This window comes from Micromonospora sp. AP08 (assembly GCF_008085935.1).
GTDB classification, from domain to species: Bacteria; Actinomycetota; Actinomycetes; order Mycobacteriales; family Micromonosporaceae; genus Micromonospora; species Micromonospora chersina.
This window is the reverse complement of the sequence record NZ_VSEZ01000007.1, coordinates 100,800-118,205: the sequence shown is the minus strand read 5'-3', so window position 1 is coordinate 118,205 and position 17,406 is coordinate 100,800. Positions and strand designations below refer to the sequence as shown.

At 73.7% G+C, this 17,406-nt stretch carries 18 protein-coding genes; 12 read left to right on the top strand and 6 right to left on the bottom strand.

Annotated elements, in window-relative coordinates; translation table 11 throughout:
• Positions 1 to 5: 5 nt before the first annotated feature.
• Both FXF50_RS14225 and FXF50_RS14220 read left to right on the top strand, forming a co-directional pair.
• A complete protein-coding gene (locus tag FXF50_RS14225; RefSeq protein ID WP_148427993.1) occupies positions 6 to 656 on the top strand; it encodes a trimeric intracellular cation channel family protein in 651 nt (216 codons plus the stop codon).
• Positions 657 to 841: 185 nt separating this feature from the next.
• The gene (locus FXF50_RS14220; RefSeq protein WP_148427991.1) at positions 842 to 2,575 is read left to right on the top strand and encodes a DEAD/DEAH box helicase; all 1,734 of its coding nucleotides are present in this window, start codon (positions 842 to 844) and stop codon (positions 2,573 to 2,575) included.
• A gap of 200 nt (positions 2,576 to 2,775) precedes the next feature.
• Here FXF50_RS14220 and FXF50_RS14215 read toward each other — a convergent pair whose 3' ends face one another.
• Together FXF50_RS14215 and FXF50_RS14210 are read right to left on the bottom strand one after the other, a co-directional pair.
• Positions 2,776 to 3,009 (bottom strand): hypothetical protein, encoded by a 234-nt coding sequence (locus FXF50_RS14215; RefSeq protein WP_013284786.1) that lies wholly within the window; start codon positions 3,007 to 3,009, stop codon positions 2,776 to 2,778.
• Positions 3,010 to 3,254: 245 nt separating this feature from the next.
• On the bottom strand, positions 3,255 to 4,865 hold the full coding sequence (locus tag FXF50_RS14210) for an RNA polymerase sigma factor (RefSeq protein ID WP_148427989.1): 1,611 nt from the start codon (positions 4,863 to 4,865) through the stop codon (positions 3,255 to 3,257).
• Between the two features lie 287 nt (positions 4,866 to 5,152).
• Between FXF50_RS14210 and FXF50_RS14205 the strand changes: the two genes are divergently transcribed.
• The gene (locus FXF50_RS14205; protein ID WP_148427987.1) at positions 5,153 to 5,974 is read left to right on the top strand and encodes an inositol monophosphatase family protein; all 822 of its coding nucleotides are present in this window, start codon (positions 5,153 to 5,155) and stop codon (positions 5,972 to 5,974) included.
• A gap of 76 nt (positions 5,975 to 6,050) precedes the next feature.
• Here the strand turns inward: FXF50_RS14205 and FXF50_RS14200 are convergent, their stop codons facing one another.
• Positions 6,051 to 6,563, bottom strand: a complete 513-nt coding sequence (locus FXF50_RS14200; protein WP_187399679.1) for a LytR C-terminal domain-containing protein — start codon at positions 6,561 to 6,563, stop codon at positions 6,051 to 6,053.
• A 436-nt stretch (positions 6,564 to 6,999) separates the two neighbouring features.
• Here FXF50_RS14200 and FXF50_RS14195 point away from each other — a divergent pair, with 436 nt between their 5' ends.
• Together FXF50_RS14195 and FXF50_RS14190 are read left to right on the top strand one after the other, a co-directional pair.
• A complete protein-coding gene (locus FXF50_RS14195; RefSeq protein ID WP_091269374.1) occupies positions 7,000 to 7,296 on the top strand; it encodes a DUF4193 domain-containing protein in 297 nt (98 codons plus the stop codon).
• A 132-nt stretch (positions 7,297 to 7,428) separates the two neighbouring features.
• On the top strand, positions 7,429 to 8,307 hold the full coding sequence (locus FXF50_RS14190; RefSeq protein ID WP_148427984.1) for a hypothetical protein: 879 nt from the start codon (positions 7,429 to 7,431) through the stop codon (positions 8,305 to 8,307).
• Positions 8,308 to 8,328: 21 nt separating this feature from the next.
• On the opposite strand, the gene FXF50_RS14185 is transcribed toward FXF50_RS14190, so the two are convergent.
• Positions 8,329 to 8,820 (bottom strand): DUF3093 domain-containing protein, encoded by a 492-nt coding sequence (locus FXF50_RS14185; RefSeq protein ID WP_148427982.1) that lies wholly within the window; start codon positions 8,818 to 8,820, stop codon positions 8,329 to 8,331.
• 86 nt (positions 8,821 to 8,906) lie between these two features.
• Here FXF50_RS14185 and dut point away from each other — a divergent pair, with 86 nt between their 5' ends.
• From dut to FXF50_RS14165, 4 genes are all read left to right on the top strand, one after another.
• The gene (dut, locus tag FXF50_RS14180; RefSeq protein WP_187399668.1) at positions 8,907 to 9,404 is read left to right on the top strand and encodes a dUTP diphosphatase; all 498 of its coding nucleotides are present in this window, start codon (positions 8,907 to 8,909) and stop codon (positions 9,402 to 9,404) included.
• A 25-nt stretch (positions 9,405 to 9,429) separates the two neighbouring features.
• Positions 9,430 to 10,083, top strand: coding sequence for a DUF3710 domain-containing protein (locus tag FXF50_RS14175; RefSeq protein WP_148427978.1), 654 nt, complete (start codon positions 9,430 to 9,432; stop codon positions 10,081 to 10,083).
• Between the two features lie 211 nt (positions 10,084 to 10,294).
• Positions 10,295 to 10,675: an OB-fold nucleic acid binding domain-containing protein gene (locus FXF50_RS14170; RefSeq protein ID WP_148427976.1), complete on the top strand. Its 381-nt coding sequence runs from the start codon at positions 10,295 to 10,297 to the stop codon at positions 10,673 to 10,675.
• Positions 10,672 to 11,346 (top strand): DUF3159 domain-containing protein, encoded by a 675-nt coding sequence (locus FXF50_RS14165; RefSeq protein WP_091311797.1) that lies wholly within the window; start codon positions 10,672 to 10,674, stop codon positions 11,344 to 11,346. The genes FXF50_RS14170 and FXF50_RS14165 overlap by 4 nt, the downstream gene beginning before the upstream one ends.
• Before the next feature lie 19 nt (positions 11,347 to 11,365).
• Here FXF50_RS14165 and FXF50_RS14160 read toward each other — a convergent pair whose 3' ends face one another.
• Both FXF50_RS14160 and FXF50_RS14155 read right to left on the bottom strand, forming a co-directional pair.
• Positions 11,366 to 12,055 (bottom strand): TrkA family potassium uptake protein, encoded by a 690-nt coding sequence (locus FXF50_RS14160; protein ID WP_148428321.1) that lies wholly within the window; start codon positions 12,053 to 12,055, stop codon positions 11,366 to 11,368.
• Between the two features lie 2 nt (positions 12,056 to 12,057).
• Positions 12,058 to 12,723, bottom strand: coding sequence for a TrkA family potassium uptake protein (locus FXF50_RS14155; RefSeq protein ID WP_148427974.1), 666 nt, complete (start codon positions 12,721 to 12,723; stop codon positions 12,058 to 12,060).
• 157 nt (positions 12,724 to 12,880) lie between these two features.
• On the opposite strand from FXF50_RS14155, the gene FXF50_RS14150 reads away from it, so the two are divergent.
• Genes FXF50_RS14150 through FXF50_RS14140 form a run of 3 tightly spaced genes read left to right on the top strand, consistent with a single transcriptional unit; the run spans position 12,881 to position 17,353 of the window.
• Positions 12,881 to 14,944, top strand: coding sequence for an APC family permease (locus tag FXF50_RS14150; RefSeq protein WP_148427972.1), 2,064 nt, complete (start codon positions 12,881 to 12,883; stop codon positions 14,942 to 14,944).
• A complete protein-coding gene (locus FXF50_RS14145; protein WP_148427970.1) occupies positions 14,941 to 16,179 on the top strand; it encodes a class I SAM-dependent RNA methyltransferase in 1,239 nt (412 codons plus the stop codon). Before FXF50_RS14150 ends, FXF50_RS14145 begins: the two co-directional genes overlap by 4 nt.
• Positions 16,180 to 16,192: 13 nt before the next feature.
• Positions 16,193 to 17,353 (top strand): anhydro-N-acetylmuramic acid kinase, encoded by a 1,161-nt coding sequence (locus tag FXF50_RS14140; RefSeq protein ID WP_148427968.1) that lies wholly within the window; start codon positions 16,193 to 16,195, stop codon positions 17,351 to 17,353.
• Positions 17,354 to 17,406: the final 53 nt, after the last annotated feature.

The window sequence follows — 17,406 nt, the reverse complement described above, 5'->3', positions numbered from 1 at the left end:
CGGCGGTGACCACCTCCACCCCGCTGCTCCTCGCCGACCTCACCGGCGTGGCCGTCTTCGCGGCCTCCGGCGCCTCCGCGGCGGTGGCCAAACGGCTCGACCTCTTCGGGGTGGTCTTCGTCGGCGTCGTCGCCGCCCTCGGCGGCGGGATCTTCCGCGACCTGGTCATCGACGAGGTGCCGCCGCTGGCCTTCGCCGACTGGCGGTACGCGGTCACCGCGGCGGTCACCGCCGCCGCCATCTTCTGGCTGCATCCCCAGCTCGCCCGGCTGCGCACCACCGTGCTGGTGCTCGACGCGGCCGGACTCGGCCTGTTTACCGTCACCGGCACGCTCAAGGCCCTCGACGCCCACGTGCCGGCCGTCGGCGCCTGCATGATCGGCATGCTCACGGCGATCGGCGGTGGGCTGGGCCGGGACCTGCTCACCGGCGAGATCCCGGTGGTGCTGCGCCGGGAGATCTACGCCGTGGCCGCGCTCGCCGGGTCGATCGCGGTGGCGCTGCTGTCGACGTACGGCCTGGCGACCAGCGGGCCGTTGACGGCCGCGGCGGTCTTCGTCTTCGGACTGCGCCTGGTGTCGCTGCGGCGGCGCTGGTCCGCCCCGGTGCCGGCGCTGCGGCCGCCGCGCACCGGCGCCCGGGGACCGCAGGTCTGAGCCCCGCCGCGCCGGGCTGGGCGGATGTGACCAGCGTGGCGTCGAGTGGGGCGGAACGCCCCCGCTGGTTATGCTGAGTCGGCCTTCGCGGCACCGATGCGCGAGGGCGTTTTCATGGGCGGCGGCACCCGTGGCCCTCGGCCGGGCGGGGCCCGTCGCCGCCTGCGAGCGGAGAGGAGCTACCCGTGGCACCGCGGTTGCCGGCGCTCGACACGTTCCCACCCCTGCGTGCCTGGCAACGCAAGGCGATGGTGGAGTACCTGCGCCGCCGCACCGAGGACTTCACTGCGGTCGCCACGCCCGGCGCCGGTAAGACCACCTTCGCCCTCCGGATCGCCGCCGAACTGCTGAACGACGGCACCGTCGAGGCGGTCACCGTGGTCGCCCCGACCGAGCACCTGAAGACCCAGTGGGCGGAGTCCGCCGCCCGGGTCGGCATCCAGCTCGACGCCGCCTTCCGCAACGCCGACCTGCACTCCGCGGCCGACTTCCACGGCGCGGTCGTCACGTACGCCCAGGTCGGCATGGCGCCGCAGGTGCACCGGCGCCGCACCATGACCCGGCGCACCCTGGTCATCCTCGACGAGATCCACCACGCTGGCGACTCACGGACCTGGGGCGACGGCGTCAAGGCGGCCTTCGAGCCCGCGGTACGCCGGCTGATGCTCACCGGCACGCCGTTCCGCTCCGACGACAACCCGATCCCGTTCGTCAGCTACGAGCGGGGCGGGGACGGGCTGCTCCGCTCCCGCGCCGACTCGGTCTACGGCTACTCCGACGCGCTGCGCGAGGGCGTCGTCCGGCCGGTGCTCTTCCTGGCGTACTCGGGGGAGACCCGGTGGCGCACCAACGCGGGCGAGGAGCTGGCCGCCCGGCTGGGTGAGCCGATGACCCAGGACCTCATCGCGCAGGCGTGGCGGACCGCGCTGGACCCGGCCGGCGACTGGATGCCGCAGGTGCTGCGGGCCGCCGACGCCCGGCTGACCGTGCTGCGCGACAACGGCATGCCCGACGCGGGCGGCCTGGTGATCGCCAGCGACCAGCAGGTGGCCCGTTCGTACGCCAAGCTGCTGGAGCAGGTGACCGGTGAGAAGGCCGCCGTGGTCCTCTCCGACGACCAGGGCGCGTCCGCGCGGATCGCGACGTTCGCGGCCTCCGAGCAGCGCTGGCTGGTCGCGGTGCGGATGGTGTCCGAGGGCGTCGACATCCCCCGGCTGGCCGTCGGCGTCTACGCGACCAGCGCCAGCACCCCGCTCTACTTCGCGCAGGCGATCGGCCGGTTCGTCCGGGCCCGGCGGCCCGGTGAGACCGCCTCGGTCTTCCTGCCCAGCGTGCCGCACCTGCTCGGGCTGGCCAGCGAGATGGAGGCCGAGCGGGACCACGTGCTCGGCAAGCCGAAGGACTCCGACGGGCTCGACGACGACCTGTTGGAGCGCGCCCAGCGGGACGACCAGGCCAGCGGCGAGCTGGAGAAGCGGTTCGCGGCGCTGTCCGCCACGGCCGAGCTGGACCAGGTGATCTTCGACGGTGCGTCGTTCGGCACGGCCGCCCAGGCGGGCACCCCGGAGGAGGAGGAATACCTCGGCCTGCCCGGGCTGCTCACCGCCGACCAGGTCTCGATGCTGCTCACCAAGCGGCAGGCCGAGCAGCTCGCCGCGCAGCGGCGCCGGGCCACCCAGCGGGCCGCTGAGCCGGCCGCTGCGGCCCCGACGGCGCCCCCGGCACCGATGAGTGCCGCCCAGCGCCGGGTGGCCCTCCGGCGGCAGCTGAACGCCCTCGTGGCGGCCCGCCACCACCGCACCGGCCAGCCGCACGGCAAGATCCACGCCGAGCTGCGCCGCCTGTGCGGCGGCCCGCCCAGCGCCCAGGCAACGATCGAACAACTGGAAGAGCGCATCGCCACCGTCCAGACCCTCTGACCGGTCTGGGCCCGCCCCCTTCACCCGGTCCGGGTGATCATGAGGTTAGCGGCGAAGTCGATCTCCGAAACCGCCGCTAACCTCATGATCAACGGGCCGTGCGGGACGGGTGGGGTCGGTGGGTGGGTGGGCGAAAAAGCCGGCCGGAGGTCCCTGGGGACCTCCGGCCGGCTTTATGTCGAGTTGCGGATTCCTCGTACTCAGTTCGCCATCAGATCGGCGCCACGCCAGCTGAACTCCGGGTCCGACGCGTAGCGCACGGTGATCTTCACGAGATCCTCCGCGTACTTGTTCGCGTGGTGCCCACAGAACACCAGCTCGCTCCCACCCGCCAGAGTGATCCGGAGCTTGCCGGCAGCATTGCAGCGGTCGCACCGTTCATCGGCGGCCGGGGGGCTCACCGTCTCGGGCGGCGGCGTGAGGGTCGGGGTCATCGCCTTCCTCCTCTGGTCGTCACCGATGAACACTCTCTTCGGTTGCTCACCTATCGTGCAACACCCTTCTCGGGCCCTGCCTTCCCTGTGTGCCCGTCGGGGACGGAGGTCACACCTGGCGTGGAAGACAGTGTGCCGTGCACCAAGGGTGCCACGTCAACGATCACAAACGGGCAACCGTCAGGTCACCGGAGAGTGTTCTACGGCTGGTGATCAAACCGACACGGCTGGTTGACGCGTGGCGGTCAGTCCAGGTAGTCGCGGAGCACCTGGGAACGCGAGGGGTGCCGCAACTTGGACATGGTCTTGGATTCGATCTGCCGGATGCGCTCCCGGGTCACGCCGTACACCTGGCCGATCTCGTCCAGGGTGCGCGGTTGGCCGTCGGTGAGGCCGAAGCGCAGACGTACCACGCCCGCCTCCCGCTCGGACAGCGTCTGGAGGACCTGCTGGAGCTGGTCCTGCAGCAGCGAGAACGACACCGCGTCGACCGCGACGACCGCCTCGGAGTCCTCGATGAAGTCGCCGAGCTGGCTGTCACCCTCGTCACCGATGGTCTGGTCGAGCGAGATGGGCTCCCGGGCGTACTGCTGGATCTCCAGCACCTTCTCCGGTGTGATGTCCATCTCCTTCGCCAGCTCCTCCGGGGTGGGCTCGCGGCCCAGGTCCTGGAGCAGCTCGCGCTGGATCCGGCCGAGCTTGTTGATCACCTCGACCATGTGCACCGGGATGCGGATGGTGCGGGCCTGGTCGGCCATGGCGCGGGTGATGGCCTGGCGGATCCACCAGGTGGCGTAGGTGGAGAACTTGTAGCCCTTGGTGTAGTCGAACTTCTCGACCGCGCGGATCAGGCCGAGGTTGCCCTCCTGGATGAGGTCGAGGAAGGCCATGCCGCGACCGGTGTAGCGCTTGGCCAGCGAGACGACCAGCCGGAGGTTGGCCTCCAGCAGGTGGTTCTTGGCCCGCTCGCCGTCGCGCGAGATCCACATCAGGTCGCGCTGCATGTCGCGGGTGAGCTTCTCCTCGCCCTCGTCGGCGGCGCGCAGCCGCTCGGCGGCGTAGAGGCCGGCCTCGATCCGCTTGGCGAGCTCGACCTCCTGCTCGGCGTTGAGCAGCGGCACCTTGCCGATCTGCTTGAGGTACGCCCGGACGGAGTCGGCGGAGGCGGTCAGCTCGGCGTCCCGGCGCGCCTGCTTGAGCGCCTCGGACTCCTCGTCGTCCCACTCGAAGTCGTTGTCCGTGGCGGAGCTGGCCGCGTCGGCCTCGGCGGCCTGGGTCAGCTCGGCCGGCTCCTCGACCACCACGTCCTCGATCTCGGCGGCGAGCTCCTCCGGGTCGATCTCACCCTCGGCGCCCTCACCCTTCGCCGCGTCCTTGGCCGGCTTCGCGGCGGCGTTCTTGGCGGCGACGGTGGCCTTGGTGGCCCGGGTCGTCTTGGTGGCCTTCGCGGGGGCGGCGGCCTTGGCGGCCACCTCGGCGGTGGTGCCGGCGGCCTTGCGGGCCGTCGCCTTCCGCGGGGCGGGGGCCGGGGCCTCCTCGGCGGCCGGCGCCTGCTTCGGGGCGGGCGCGGCGGCCTTCTTGGTGGTCTTGGCGGTGGTGGCCCGGGAGGCCGGGGTGGCGGACCGGGCGGCGGCGACCCGGCGGCGGGTGCTCGCCGAGCCGTCCACGACCACCGTCACGCCCGCCTCGGAGAGCGCACGGAGGATCTTCTTGGCCTGGGCCGGGGTCACCTCAGCGGACTCGACGGTGCGCGCGAGCTGGGCCGACGTGAGCTGGCCGCCGGCGCTCTGCGCGTGGGCGATCAGGGTGTCGGTGAGCGAGCGAACGTCGGCGCCGGTCTGGCGTGGTTCTGTCACGAATGACCTTCCGGAGGCGAAGAGCGAGCACGGCCGGGTCGTCCGGCGCAGCACGGGCCGCCGTGCCGGGCGATGTCGTTGAGGGACCCCCGTGTCCCGGGCCGACCGGTCGCTGGCGGTCCGTGGCGCGTGGGGCAGGGTGAATTGTAACGCCGTCTGCGGGGATCATCCTGCGCCGCACGGTGGACCGGCCGTACGGACCGCCGATTAGACGCAGTTGTGGACTTTGTAAGGATGATACCCGCGCACGAACCGGCCGGTCCGGGTCGTGCCGGAAGGGGACGAACATGACCGCCTCGGCACCTACGCCGCAGGAACTGCTCACGATCGCCGTCGAGGTGGCCCGGGACGCCGCGGCCACCGCGCACCGGATGCGGGCCGAGGGGGTCTCCGTCGCCGCGACCAAGAGCACCGTCACCGACGTGGTGACCGCCGCCGACCGGGCGGTGGAGCGGCAGGTGCTGGCAGCGCTGGGGACGCTGCGCCCCGGCGACGCGGTGCTGGGCGAGGAGTACGGCGCGGGGGAGGTCGGCCCGGCCGCCGAGGACGGGGTGCGCTGGATCGTCGACCCCATCGACGGCACGGTCAACTATCTCTACGGGCTGCCGTACTGCGCGGTCTCCCTGGCCGCCGAGGTGGCCGGCGAGGTGGTCGCCGGGGTGGTGCGCAACGTGGCCACCGGGGAGGAGTGGACGGCCACCGCGGGCGGCGGCGCCTGGCGGGACGGGCAGCGGCTGCGCTGCTCCGCCGAGACCGACCTCGGGCAGGCGCTCGTCGCCACCGGGTTCGGCTACGACCCCGGGCGCCGGGCGCACCAGGCCCGGGTGGTCGCCGAACTGATCCCGCAGGTGCGCGACATCCGCCGGATGGGCGCCGCCGCGCTCGACCTCTGCCTGGCCGCCGAGGGCCGGGTGGACGCGTACTACGAGAAGGGGCTGGCCGCCTGGGACCTCGCCGCGGGCGGGCTGGTCGCCCGGGAGGCCGGGCTGCTGGTGACCGGGCTGTCGGGCCGGCCGGCCGGCCCGGACCTGGTGCTCGCCGCGCCGCCCGCGCTGTACGAGCCGCTGCACACCCGACTCGCCGCGCTGGACGCCTCCGGCGGCCCGTGACCGGCCCCGCCCGGCCCCGAACGCGGAAAGAGTGGCCACCCCGTCGGGGAGGCCACTCTTTCCGGAAGTACGACCGCTACCTGACCGGGCCCGCGCAGGTGCCGGCCGGCGCGTCCGGCGAGCCGAGGTCGCCGAGGGACTGGTTGACCTCGGTGGTGGTGGCCAACTGCTGGAAACCGTTGCCGAGGATCACGTCGACGGTGTCGTCCTTGCGCTTCAGGTCGGGTTCCAGCTTGGCCTGGTTGAGGAAGTAGGCCCGCAGCAGGTGCGCGGAGCCGACACCCTTGGGGCCGTAGCGCAGCACCGCCACCGTGTCCACGGGCTTGGCGTTGCCCACCTTCTTCACCTGGAACTTGCGGTTGCGGAAGTCGTCCGCGACGCTGCCGGCCAGGCCGACCTCGTCCGGGTTGCCGTTGTAGACGTTGATCTTTACGTCCTTCTGCTCCCGCAGGCGCAGGTCGGCGACCGGCCAGCCCTCCGGGCAGTCCTCCGCGGAGCTGGCCGTGCCCTGAGTGTCGCGGACCACCGCGATGACGACGAAGACCAGGGCGGTGACCGCCAGCAGTCCGACGACAACGAGTGCCCGCACTCGCGCAAAACTCATTCTGGGCGCTCCCCGGACGGTGTTTGGGTGGCGGCGGCCGCCGGCGGTCGGTCCGCACCGCCGGCCGTCGAGTACGCCGCTGAGGTTAACGCTTGTCCGGCCGTCGCGTGGAAACAGCCCGACATGCCGGCGCGCCACCGGGGGAACGGGTACTACTACCCCTATCTTCGTGTCGCCTGAGTCACATTGGGAACAACTTCGGGCGCAGGGGCGTACATCTCTGCCACGAGGGCGGTATACATGCCTCGCCCAAAGGGGGGGTAAGGTTCCGCGCTCGCTGGGGGAGTTCCCTCCTGGCGGCCCGGCTCCCGACGGCCGGGTCGGGTGACCGACACATTTGGTGGCCGGCCAGCGGAACCGAAACAGCGTCGTCCGGCGTTACAACCGGAAGCGACCATATCGATATGGGAGAGTGAAACCGATGGCCACCGACTACGACGCCCCGCGTCGCGACGAGGTCGACCTCGGCGAGGACAGCCTGGAAGAGCTCAAGGCCCGGCGCGTCGACACACAGTCGGGCGCCGTCGACGTCGACGAGGCCGAGGTGGCCGAGAGCTTCGAGCTGCCCGGCGCCGACCTGGCCGACGAGGAGCTCACGGTCAAGGTGCTACCGATGCAGCAGGACGAGTTCCGATGCGCCCGCTGCTTCCTGGTCCACCACCGCAGCCAGCTGGCGGTCGAGCGCAACGGCGAGCTGATCTGCCGCGAGTGCGTCTGACCTCGACGCGAGACACCGGCGGCGGCCTCCTCGACGGGGCCGCCGCTTATCGAGCCGCCGTGCGCCGGTGGCGGGAAGCTGCTTGACTCGTACCGGCGGCTGTCACGCCGCGCGGAGCAGGAGGGCGGACGGGTGAGCGAGCGCAGCGAGCGGGCCGACGGGCCGTACGCCGACGGGGGCGGCGCCGACCGGTCGACCGGAAGGACACCACCCGCGGAAGCCTCTGCCGAGCCGGCGCCGCCCACAACGGACGCCCATCAGCCCGGCGCGGACGCCGACCAGCTCGGCGCGACCGTCGCCGAGCTGACCGCGGACGACCTGCCCGTGGCCCGCCGCCGGCAGTTGCTCACCCGGCTGGTCGGCCAGGCCCGCGCCCGCGGCATCACCGACCTGTACAAGCCGAAGGCCGCGATCCGCTGGATGGCCGACACCGTCGCCGAGATCGCCCCGCGCGTGCCGATCCGCGACCGGGCCACGCTCCGCAAGCACTTCCCCGACCTGGACGACGACGCCCTCGCCGACCGGCTCATCCGCAACGCGGCCCGGGCCACCGCCGGTGTCGGCGCGGCGGGCGGCGGGGTCGCCGCGGTCGAGTGGGCGGTCACCCCGACCCTGCTCTCCGCCCCGGTGCTGCTGGCCGCCGAGACGGTCGCCGTGGTGGCGATCGAGCTGAAGCTGATCGGCGAGCTGCACGAGGTGCACCGGGTGCCGCTGCCCGCCGGGGGCGCGCAGCGGGCCGTGTCGCTGGTGCAGTCCTGGGCCACGCAGCGCGGGGTCAACCCGATGATGCCGGGCGTGGGGGTCAGCGCGGTGCTGGGCACCGCCGCCCGCCGCGAGCTGCGCGACAGCCTGCTGCGCCGCTTCGGCCGTAACCTGACCACGCTCGGCCCGTTCCTGACCGGCGCCGCCGTGGCCGGCTACCTCAACCGGCGGGCCACCCGCACCCTCGGCGACCAGCTCCGCAAGGACCTCCGCCACCAGGCCCGGGCGCTGCCCGGCAAGCACCCCTGAACCGGGGGACCTTCCGGCGGGTCAGCCGGCGTCGCGGGCGGCGAGCAGGGCGGTCGCCAGCTCGACCGGGTGGCGGGTGCTGACCACCCAGAACGGGGTCGGGTCGTCGGGATCGTTCAGCACCACCTGCACCGCGCCGCCGACCCAGGGGCGCTGCACCACGAAGGCGAGCGGGTCGGAGCCGACGCCGAGCACCTCGCGCCGGCCGGCCGCGTCCAGCGGCACCGCGTCGGCGACGAAGCGCACCGGGAGGCGGGCGTCGTCGACCCGCAGCTCGCCGTCCTGGACGGTGACCCGGATCCGGCCCAGCCACCACAGCGTGGCCGCCGCCGCGGGAAGCAGCAGCACGAACGGCAGCCAGGCCCGGACACCGCTCGCGCCCATCCACAGCTCGGCGGCGAGCAGCCCGGCGACGGCCAGGCCGACCGGCCAGGCCCACCAGGGCAGCCCGAGGCGCTCCGCGTATCCGGCGGTGGCGGCCACGGGGGCGGTCGAGGATGACGACTGACGCACAGTCCGAGGGTACGGCGCGCCGGCGGCCGGCGAACCGGCAGGATGGCAGGGTCACCCCCGCAAGGACCGGACGGAAGAGGATGACCGTGACAGACGTCGTACCCGTGCCCGTACGGCAGCTCGACCCGGAGCTGCCGCTCCCGGCGTACGCCCATCCCGGCGACGCCGGCGCGGACCTGGTGGCCGCCGCGGACGTGGAGCTGCCGCCCGGCGGGCGGGCCCTGGTGCCGACCGGCGTGGCGGTGGCGCTGCCGGAGGGGTACGTCGGCCTGGTGCACCCCCGATCGGGGCTGGCGGCCAGGCTCGGCGTGACGGTGCTCAACGCGCCCGGTACGGTCGACGCCGGCTACCGGGGTGAGATCCTGGTCAACCTGATCAATCATGATCGGGAGACGCCGGCGAAGATCAGCCGCGGCGACCGGATCGCGCAGCTCGTGGTCCAGCGGGTCGCCCGGGCCGAGTTCCAGCCGGCGGTCGAGCTGCCCGCGTCCCGGCGCGGGACCGGCGGGCACGGCTCCACCGGCGGGCACGCCGGGCTGGTCCCCGTTCCGGCGGGCGGGCAGACGGAAGAGATGGCAGGGTGAGTGCGAACAGCGGAGGGTGGGCGCAGTGATCTTCTCCCGTAAGCGGGCCGAGGGCGCGCGGCACGCGCGTGACGAGCGGGACGCCGGGGTCCTCGACACCGAGGAGACCCCGCAGCCGCCGGCCCGCGGCCCGTACGACGTGTCCGAGGCGCCCGACGCGCCCCGGCTCGACCTGGGCAGCCTGCAGATCCCGGCGGTGCCGGAGGTCGAGGTGCGGGTGCAGGCCGACCCGCAGGGCGTGATCCAGCAGGTCGTCCTGGTGCACGGCCAGAACGCCCTCCAGCTCGGCGTCTTCGCCGCGCCCCGCTCCGAGGGCATCTGGGACGAGGTGCGCGAGGAGATCCGGCAGTCGCTGTTCAACGACGGCGCCGCGGCCCAGGAGGTCGAGGGGGAGTACGGCACCGAGCTGCGCGCCCGCGTCCGCACCCCGGACGGCATCACCGACCTGCGTTTCGTCGGCATCGACGGGCCGCGCTGGATGGTGCGCGGGGTCTACCAGGGCGAGGCGGCCACCAACCCGGTCGCCGCCGGCCCCCTCGCGGCCTGCCTCGACGGCCTGGTCGTCGACCGCGGCCACGAGGCCAAGCCGGTCCGCGAGCCGCTGCCGCTGCGGCTGCCCCGCGAGATGGCCGAGCAGCAGGCCGGCCAGGAGGGCGCGCCGCAGCAGCGCGAGGTCTGAGGTCTGAGCACCGCGATCCGGGGCCCGGTCGGAGTCGGCGTGACGTCGACGACGCCGGGCCCGTCGCGTGTCCGGCCCCGGGGGTACGCCCTCCGACGCCGGTCCCGCCGCCGGGCCGGTTCGGCGTACGCTGGCGGGACGGTTCCGGCAATCCGGGGCCTACCCAGAGCCGGCGGGAGCCGGCCGGCGTGGAGAGGGTGACGCGGAGGTCATGACGACCGACGAGAGCCGGGTGTCGCTGCGGCGGTTCCTGCAACGGCTCACCGCGAGCGAGGCCGAGATCGAGGCGCAGGAGCTGCAACGGGAGAGCGCCGAGTGCGGCGGCATGCCGGCCCGCCAGTGCACGCGGGGCCAGGTGGTCTCGGTCACCGGCCGGCTGCGCACGGTGGTCTACACGCCCCGGACCAACCTGCCCACGCTGGAGGCCGACCTCTACGACGGCAGCGACGTGGTCACCCTGGTCTGGCTGGGCCGTCGGCACATCGCGGGCATCGAGCCGGGCCGGCACCTCACCGCCCGCGGCCGGGTGGCCGTACGGGACGACCGCAAGGTGATCTACAACCCGTACTACGAGCTGGAGTCGCCGAAGTGACGACGGGACAGCACACCGAGCCGGAACTCGGGCCGGAGGACGAGCGGCTGCCCAGCATGGCCGAGCAGATGGCCGACCAGCTCGGCGGCTGGCGCGGCCTGGTCGAGTCGAGCATCCCCGTGGTGGTCTTCGTGATCGCCAACGTGGTGGGCGACCTGCGTCCCGCCGTGATCGCCTCGGTGGCGGTGGCGCTGCTGATCGCCGGGCTGCGGCTGGCCCAGCGCCGGCCGGTGCGGCACGCCGTCAACGGCCTGGTCGGCATCGCCATCGGCGCGGCAATCGCCTGGCGCACCGGCGACGAGCGCGACTTCTACCTCCCCGGCATCCTCTACGGCATCGGCTACGGCCTGGCCCTGCTGCTCTCGGCCGCGATCAAGCAGCCGCTGGTCGGCTGGATCTGGTCGGTGCTGGTGGCCAAGGGCCGCTCCGAGTGGCGCGACGACCCGAAGCTGGTGCGCACCTTCACCCAGCTCACCGTGCTCTGGGGTGTGGTGTGGCTGGCGAAGGTCGGCGTGCAGGCCGGGCTCTACCTGGCCCACCAGGACACCGCGCTGGGCGTGGCCCGGCTCGCCCTGGGCTACCCGCCGTACGCCCTCCTGCTGCTGATCACCGTCTGGGTGGTGCGCCGGGTCACCCGGGAGCCCGCGCCGACGCCGCTGCCGGGGGCCTGAGCCCCCGGCGCCATCCCGGTCAGGACCGTTCGCGGTTGCGCCCGACGCTGTCCGGGCCGAGGATCACCGCCCGGACCTCGTCCTCCACGGCAGCGGTGCACACGAAGATCAGCTCGTCGCCGGCCTCGATCGGGTCGTCCGGGCTGGGCACCAGCACGCGCTTGCCGCGCAGGATCGCCACGAGCGCGGCGTCGCGGGGCAGCGGCACGGCGTGGATCGGCTGACCCACGTAGGGCGCGGTGGGCGGCAGGGTGATCTCGACGAGGTTCGCCTCACCCTGCCGGAAGGTCATGAGCCGGACCAGGTCGCCGACCGTGACCGCCTCCTCGACCAGCGCGGCCATGACCCGCGGCTTGCTCACCGCGACGTCCACGCCCCACTGCTCGGTGAAGAGCCACTCGTTCTCGGCCCGGTTGACCCGGGCCACCACCCGGGGCACCGCGAACTCGGTCTTGGCGAGCAGCGACACCACCAGGTTGACCTTGTCGTCACCGGTGGCCGCGACGACCACCTCGCAGCCGGCCACATTGGCCTCCTCGAGGCTGGCCAGCTCGCAGGCGTCGGCGAGCACCCAGTCGGCGGCCGGCACCCGGTCGGGCCGAAGCATCTTGGGCTGCCGCTCGATCAGCATCACCTGGTGGCCGTTGTCGATCAGCTCCTGGGCGATCGACCGGCCCACGTTGCCCGCGCCGGCGATGGCGATGCGCATGCTCACTGACCCCCTTCCGGCGGCGTCGCCGCCACCGAGGTGACCGAACCGGCGATGTCGTCGGTCACCAGCATGAAGACCTGGTCGCCCTCCTGCACCACGGTGGAGGCGGTGGGCAGCGTGCCGATGCCGAACCGGATCAGGTAGGCCACCCGGGCGCCGGTGGACTCCTCCAGCTGCCGCAGCGACCGGCCGATCCAGTCCTTGTGCACCGGCACCTCGATGATCGAGACGGTGCTGGTCGGGTCGCGGAAGATCTCCACGTTGCCCTCGGGGACCAGGTGGCGCAGCATCCGCTCGGCCGTCCACCGCACCGTGGCCACGGTGGGGATGCCGAGGCGCTCGTAGACCTGGGCGCGGCGCTGGTCGTAGATCCGGGCGGCCACCCGGGACACGCCGAAGGTCTCCCGGGCCAGCCGGGCGGAGATGATGTTGGAGTTGTCGCCGCTGGAGACCGCGGCGAAGGCGTCGGCGCGCTCGATGCCGGCCTGGCGCAGCACCTCGCCGTCGAAGCCGGCGCCGGTGACCGTGATGCCGGCGAAGTCCGGCCCGAGACGGCGGAACGCGTCCGCGTCCTGGTCGATCACCGCCACCGAGTGCCCCCGGGACTCCAGGCTTTGCGCCAGGGTCGACCCGACCCGGCCGCAGCCCATGATCACGACATGCACGGTGTCCGCTCCTCCCACGGTGCCGCCCGCTGACCCGTCGCCTGCGAGCCTGCCACGTCCCCGCGCCCGGCGGGGGACCGACCGTACCGCGCGGTCGCGAGCGGGGTGATCAGGCACCCCCACCACCCGCGCGGGGGTGGTCGTACTCTTGGCGGTTGTGGCCAGACCCACCTCGCTGCTGAAGCGACTCCTCGTCGGTCGACCGTTCCGGTCCGACCGCCTCCAGCACACCCTCCTGCCGAAGCGCATCGCGCTGCCGGTCTTCGCCTCCGACGCGCTCTCCAGCGTCGCCTACGCCCCGGACGAGATCCTCCTGACGCTGTCCATCGCGGGCGCGTCGGCCTTCCTGTTCTCCCCGTGGATCGCGCTCGCGGTCGTCGTGGTGATGCTGACCGTGGTGGCCAGCTACCGGCAGAACGTGCACGCCTACCCCTCCGGCGGCGGCGACTACGAGGTGGCCACGGTCAACCTCGGGCCGCGGGCCGGGCTCGCGGTGGCCAGCGCGCTGCTGGTCGACTACGTGCTCACCGTGGCGGTGTCGGTCTCCTCGGGCGTGGCGAACCTCGGCTCGGTGGTGCCGTTCGTGGCCACCCACAAGGTGCTCATCGCGGTGAGCGCGGTGGTGCTGCTCACCGCCATGAACCTGCGCGGCCTGCGCGAGTCGGGCACCGCGTTCGCCATCCCCACCTACGGCTTCGTGATCGTCATCGGCGGCATGCTGCTGACCGGCCTGTTCCGGATCTTCATCCTCGGCGACGACCTGCGGGCGCCGAGCGCCGGCCTCCAGATCGAGGCCGAGCACAGCGTCACCGGTTTCGCGTTGATCTTCCTGCTGCTGCGCACCTTCTCCTCCGGCTGCGCGGCGCTCACCGGCGTCGAGGCGATCTCCAACGGCGTGCCCGCGTTCAAGACCCCGAAGTCGAAGAACGCGGCGACCACGCTGCTGCTGCTCGGCACCATCGCGGTCACCATGCTGGTCGGCATCATCTGGCTGGCCAAGCTGACCGGCCTCCAGTTCGTCGAGGACCCGTCGCAGATCATCTCCGGGCCCGACGGCTACGTGCAGAAGACCGTCACCACCCAGCTCGGCCAGACCGTGTTCGGCGACGGCTCGGTGCTGCTCTACGTGGTGGCCGGCATGACCGCGCTGATCCTGTTCCTGGCCGCGAACACCGCCTTCAACGGCTTCCCGGTGCTCGGCTCGATCCTGGCCCAGGACCGCTACCTGCCCCGCCAGCTGCACACCCGGGGCGACCGGCTGGCCTTCTCCAACGGCATCGTCTTCCTGGCCGTCTTCGCGGTGGTGCTGATCATCGGCTTCCAGGCCGAGGTGACCCGGCTCATCCAGCTCTACATCGTCGGGGTGTTCGTCTCGTTCACGCTCTCCCAGGCCGGCATGATCCGGCACTGGAACCGGCACCTGCGCACCGAGCGGGACCCGGAGGCGCGCGCCCGGATGGTCCGCTCCCGGGCGATCAACGCGTTCGGCATGGCGATGACCGGCGTGGTGCTCGTCATCGTGCTGATCACCAAGTTCCTGCTGGGCGCCTGGATCGCGATCGCCGCCATGGCGGTGATCTACCTGCTCATGCTGGCCATCCGCCGGCACTACGACCGGATCGCCGCCGAGCTGGAGCCGACCGAGCAGCGGGCCGTGCTGCCCGCCCGCAACCACGCCATCGTGCTGGTCAGCAAGCTGCACCAGCCCACCCTCCGGGCCATCGCCTACGCCCGGGCGACCCGGCCGGACACGCTCACCGCCGTCACGGTCAACGTCGACGACAAGGACACCCGGGACCTCCAGGCCGACTGGGAGCGCCGGGAGCTGCCGGTGCCGCTGACCGTGATCGACTCGCCGTACCGGGAGATCACCCGGCCGATCCTCAACTTCGTGGCGTCGACCCGCCGGGAGTCGCCCCGCGACGTGGTCACGGTCTTCATCCCCGAGTACGTCGTGGGCCGCTGGTGGGAGAACCTGCTGCACAACCAGAGCGCCCTGCGGCTCAAGGGGCGGCTGCTGTTCGAGCCGGGCGTGATGGTCACCAGCGTGCCCTGGCAGCTCGCCTCGACCGCCAGCAAGAACCTGGACCGGCTGGACGCCACGCTCACCCGCGGCCCGGCGCGCGGCCCCCGGGTGGCGCCGCGCAGCACCCTGCCGCCCACCGTCCCGCCGGTGGTCTCCGCGCCGCCCGGCGAGAGCGGCGCGGGGGAGCGCGCGTGACCGGCTCCGCCCGCACCGGGCTGGAGGAGGCGCAGCGCGTCGAGCTGACCGTGGACGCGGTCGCCCCGGGCGGGCACTGCGTGGCCCGGGTCGACGGCCAGGTGGTCTTCGTCCGGCACGCGCTGCCCGGCGAGCGGGTGGTGGCCGAGGTGACCGAGCTGCACCGGGGCTTCGCCCGCGCCGACGCCGTGGAGATCCTCACCGCGTCGGCGGACCGGGTCGAGCCGCCCTGCCCGTACGCGAAGCCGGGCCGGTGCGGCGGCTGCGACCTCCAGCACGTCACCCCGGCCGCCCAGCTCGACTGGAAGGCCGCCGTGGTGCGCGAGCAGCTCACCCGGCTGGGCGGGCTCACCGACGACCAGATCGACGCGCTCGGCGTCCGGGTCGAGCCGCTGCCCGGCGGGCCGCTGGGCTGGCGCTCCCGGGTCCGCTACGCGGTCGACGCCGCCGGCCGGGCCGGCCTGCTCAAGCACCGCTCGCACGAGGTCGTGCCGATCGACCGCTGCCTCATCGCCCACCCGGCCATCCAGGACCTGCCGGTGCTCACCCCCAGCGGGGCCCGCTGGCCCGAGGCGGACGCCGTCGAGACGGTCGCCTCCACCGGCGGCGACGTCAGCGTGGTCGCCTTCGCCGAGGGCGCGCCCACCCCGGTGAGCGGCCCGGCCGAGGTCCGCGAGGTGGCCGCCGGCCGCGACTGGACGCTGCCCGCGTCCGGCTTCTGGCAGGTGCACCCGGCCGCCGCGGACACCCTGGTCGGGGCGGTCCTCGACCTGCTCGACCCGCGGCCCGGCGAGACCGCGTGGGACCTCTACGGCGGCGCCGGCCTGTTCGCCGCGGCCCTGGCCGGCCGGGTCGGCGACGCCCGGGTCACGCTCGTCGAGTCGAGCCAGGACGGGGTGGACGCGGCCCGGGCCAACCTGGCCGACCTGCCCCGGGTCGAGGTGGTCGCCGCCCGGGTGGAGACCGCGCTGGCCCGCCGCCGGGTCACCGGCCCCGTCGACGTGGTGGTGCTCGACCCGCCGCGCTCCGGCGCGGGCGCCCCGGTGGTGCGGGACATCGTCGCCGCCGGTCCGCGCGCGGTCGCGTACGTGGCCTGCGACCCGGCCGCCTTCGCCCGGGACGTGCGCACCTTCACGGGGGCCGGCTGGCGGCTCGCCGCGCTGCGCGGCTTCGACCTGTTCCCGATGACCCAGCACGTCGAGCTGGTCGGGCTGTTCCTGCCCACTGCGAGGTGACTAGCCTGGCCCGATGAAGATCGTCGGGCTGATGTCGGGCACCTCGTACGACGGGGTGGACGTGGTGGCTGCCGAGTTCACCCGGGACGGGGAGACGCTGCGGCTGCGGCCGCTCGGGCACCGCAGCCTCGACTACCCCGACGACCTGCGGGCCGAGATCGGCGCGCTGCTGCCCCCGGCGGCCACCACCATCGAGGCGGTCTGCCGGCTGGACAACCGCCTCGGGGAGGTCTTCGCCGAGGCGGCGGCGGCCGGCGTCGAGCTGGCCGGTGGGGCGGCCGATGCCGTGGTCTCGCCCGGGCAGACGGTCTTCCACTGGGTCGAGGCGGGCCGGGTGCAGGGCACCCTCCAGCTCGGCGCGCCGGCGCGGGTGGCCGCCCGGGTGGGCGTACCCGTGTTGCACGACCTTCGGTCGGCGGACGTGGCGGCCGGCGGCCAGGGCGCGCCGCTGGTCCCGGCCTTCGACGCGCTGCTGCTCGACGCGGCCGCCGGGCCGCGGGCGGCGCTCAACCTCGGCGGCATCGCGAACCTCACCGTGGTCGCGCCCGGGGCGCCGGTCCTCGGGTACGACGTGGGCCCCGCCAACGCCCTCCTGGACGCGGCGGCCCGGCGCTTCCTGGACCGCCCGTGCGACCTGGACGGGGCACGGGCGGCGGCCGGCCGGGTGCATTCGCGGCTGCTGGGGTTGCTGCTCGACGAGCCGTACTATGCCGCGGCGGCCCCGAAGTCGACCGGCAAGGAGCTGTTCCACGCCGGCTACCTGGACGCGAAACTGGCCGCCCTGGGGGAGCCGGTGGGCGCCGACGACGTGCTCGCCACGCTGACCGTGCTGACCGCCGCCACCGTGGCCGCCGAGTGCGCCCGACACGGGGTGACCGAGGTCATCGCGGCCGGTGGGGGAGTGCGCAATCCCACACTGATGTTCCGGCTGGTCGAACTCGCCGAGGGGCGCTGGCGGCTGCGGACCACCGACGAGCTGGGGGTGCCGGCCCAGGCCAAGGAGGCGTACGCGTTCGCCCTGCTGGGGTGGCTCTCCTGGCACGGGCTGCCCGGGGCCGTCCCCTCGGTCACCGGGGCGTCCCGGGCCGCCGTGCTCGGCTCCTGGACCCCCTCCGGCCCCTCCTTCGCCGCGACCCCGGCGGAACCGCCCCGACGGCTGGTCGTCGTCCCCTGATCGGGGCCCTGACCTGGGAAGATCCACGGCCGCGCTGCGGGGTGTCGGGTGGC

Bases quoted from the DNA above. Each gene is read 5' to 3' on its own strand.
- FXF50_RS14205 (WP_148427987.1), top strand. From the start codon at position 5,153: ATGACCGCCTCGGCACCTACGCCGCAGGAACTGCTCACGATCGCCGTC.
- FXF50_RS14170 (WP_148427976.1), top strand. From the start codon at position 10,295: ATGACGACCGACGAGAGCCGGGTGTCGCTGCGGCGGTTCCTGCAACGG.
- FXF50_RS14160 (WP_148428321.1), bottom strand. From the start codon at position 12,055: ATGCGCATCGCCATCGCCGGCGCGGGCAACGTGGGCCGGTCGATCGCC.
- FXF50_RS14195 (WP_091269374.1), top strand. From the start codon at position 7,000: ATGGCCACCGACTACGACGCCCCGCGTCGCGACGAGGTCGACCTCGGC.
- FXF50_RS14140 (WP_148427968.1), top strand. From the start codon at position 16,193: ATGAAGATCGTCGGGCTGATGTCGGGCACCTCGTACGACGGGGTGGAC.
- FXF50_RS14215 (WP_013284786.1), bottom strand. From the start codon at position 3,009: ATGACCCCGACCCTCACGCCGCCGCCCGAGACGGTGAGCCCCCCGGCC.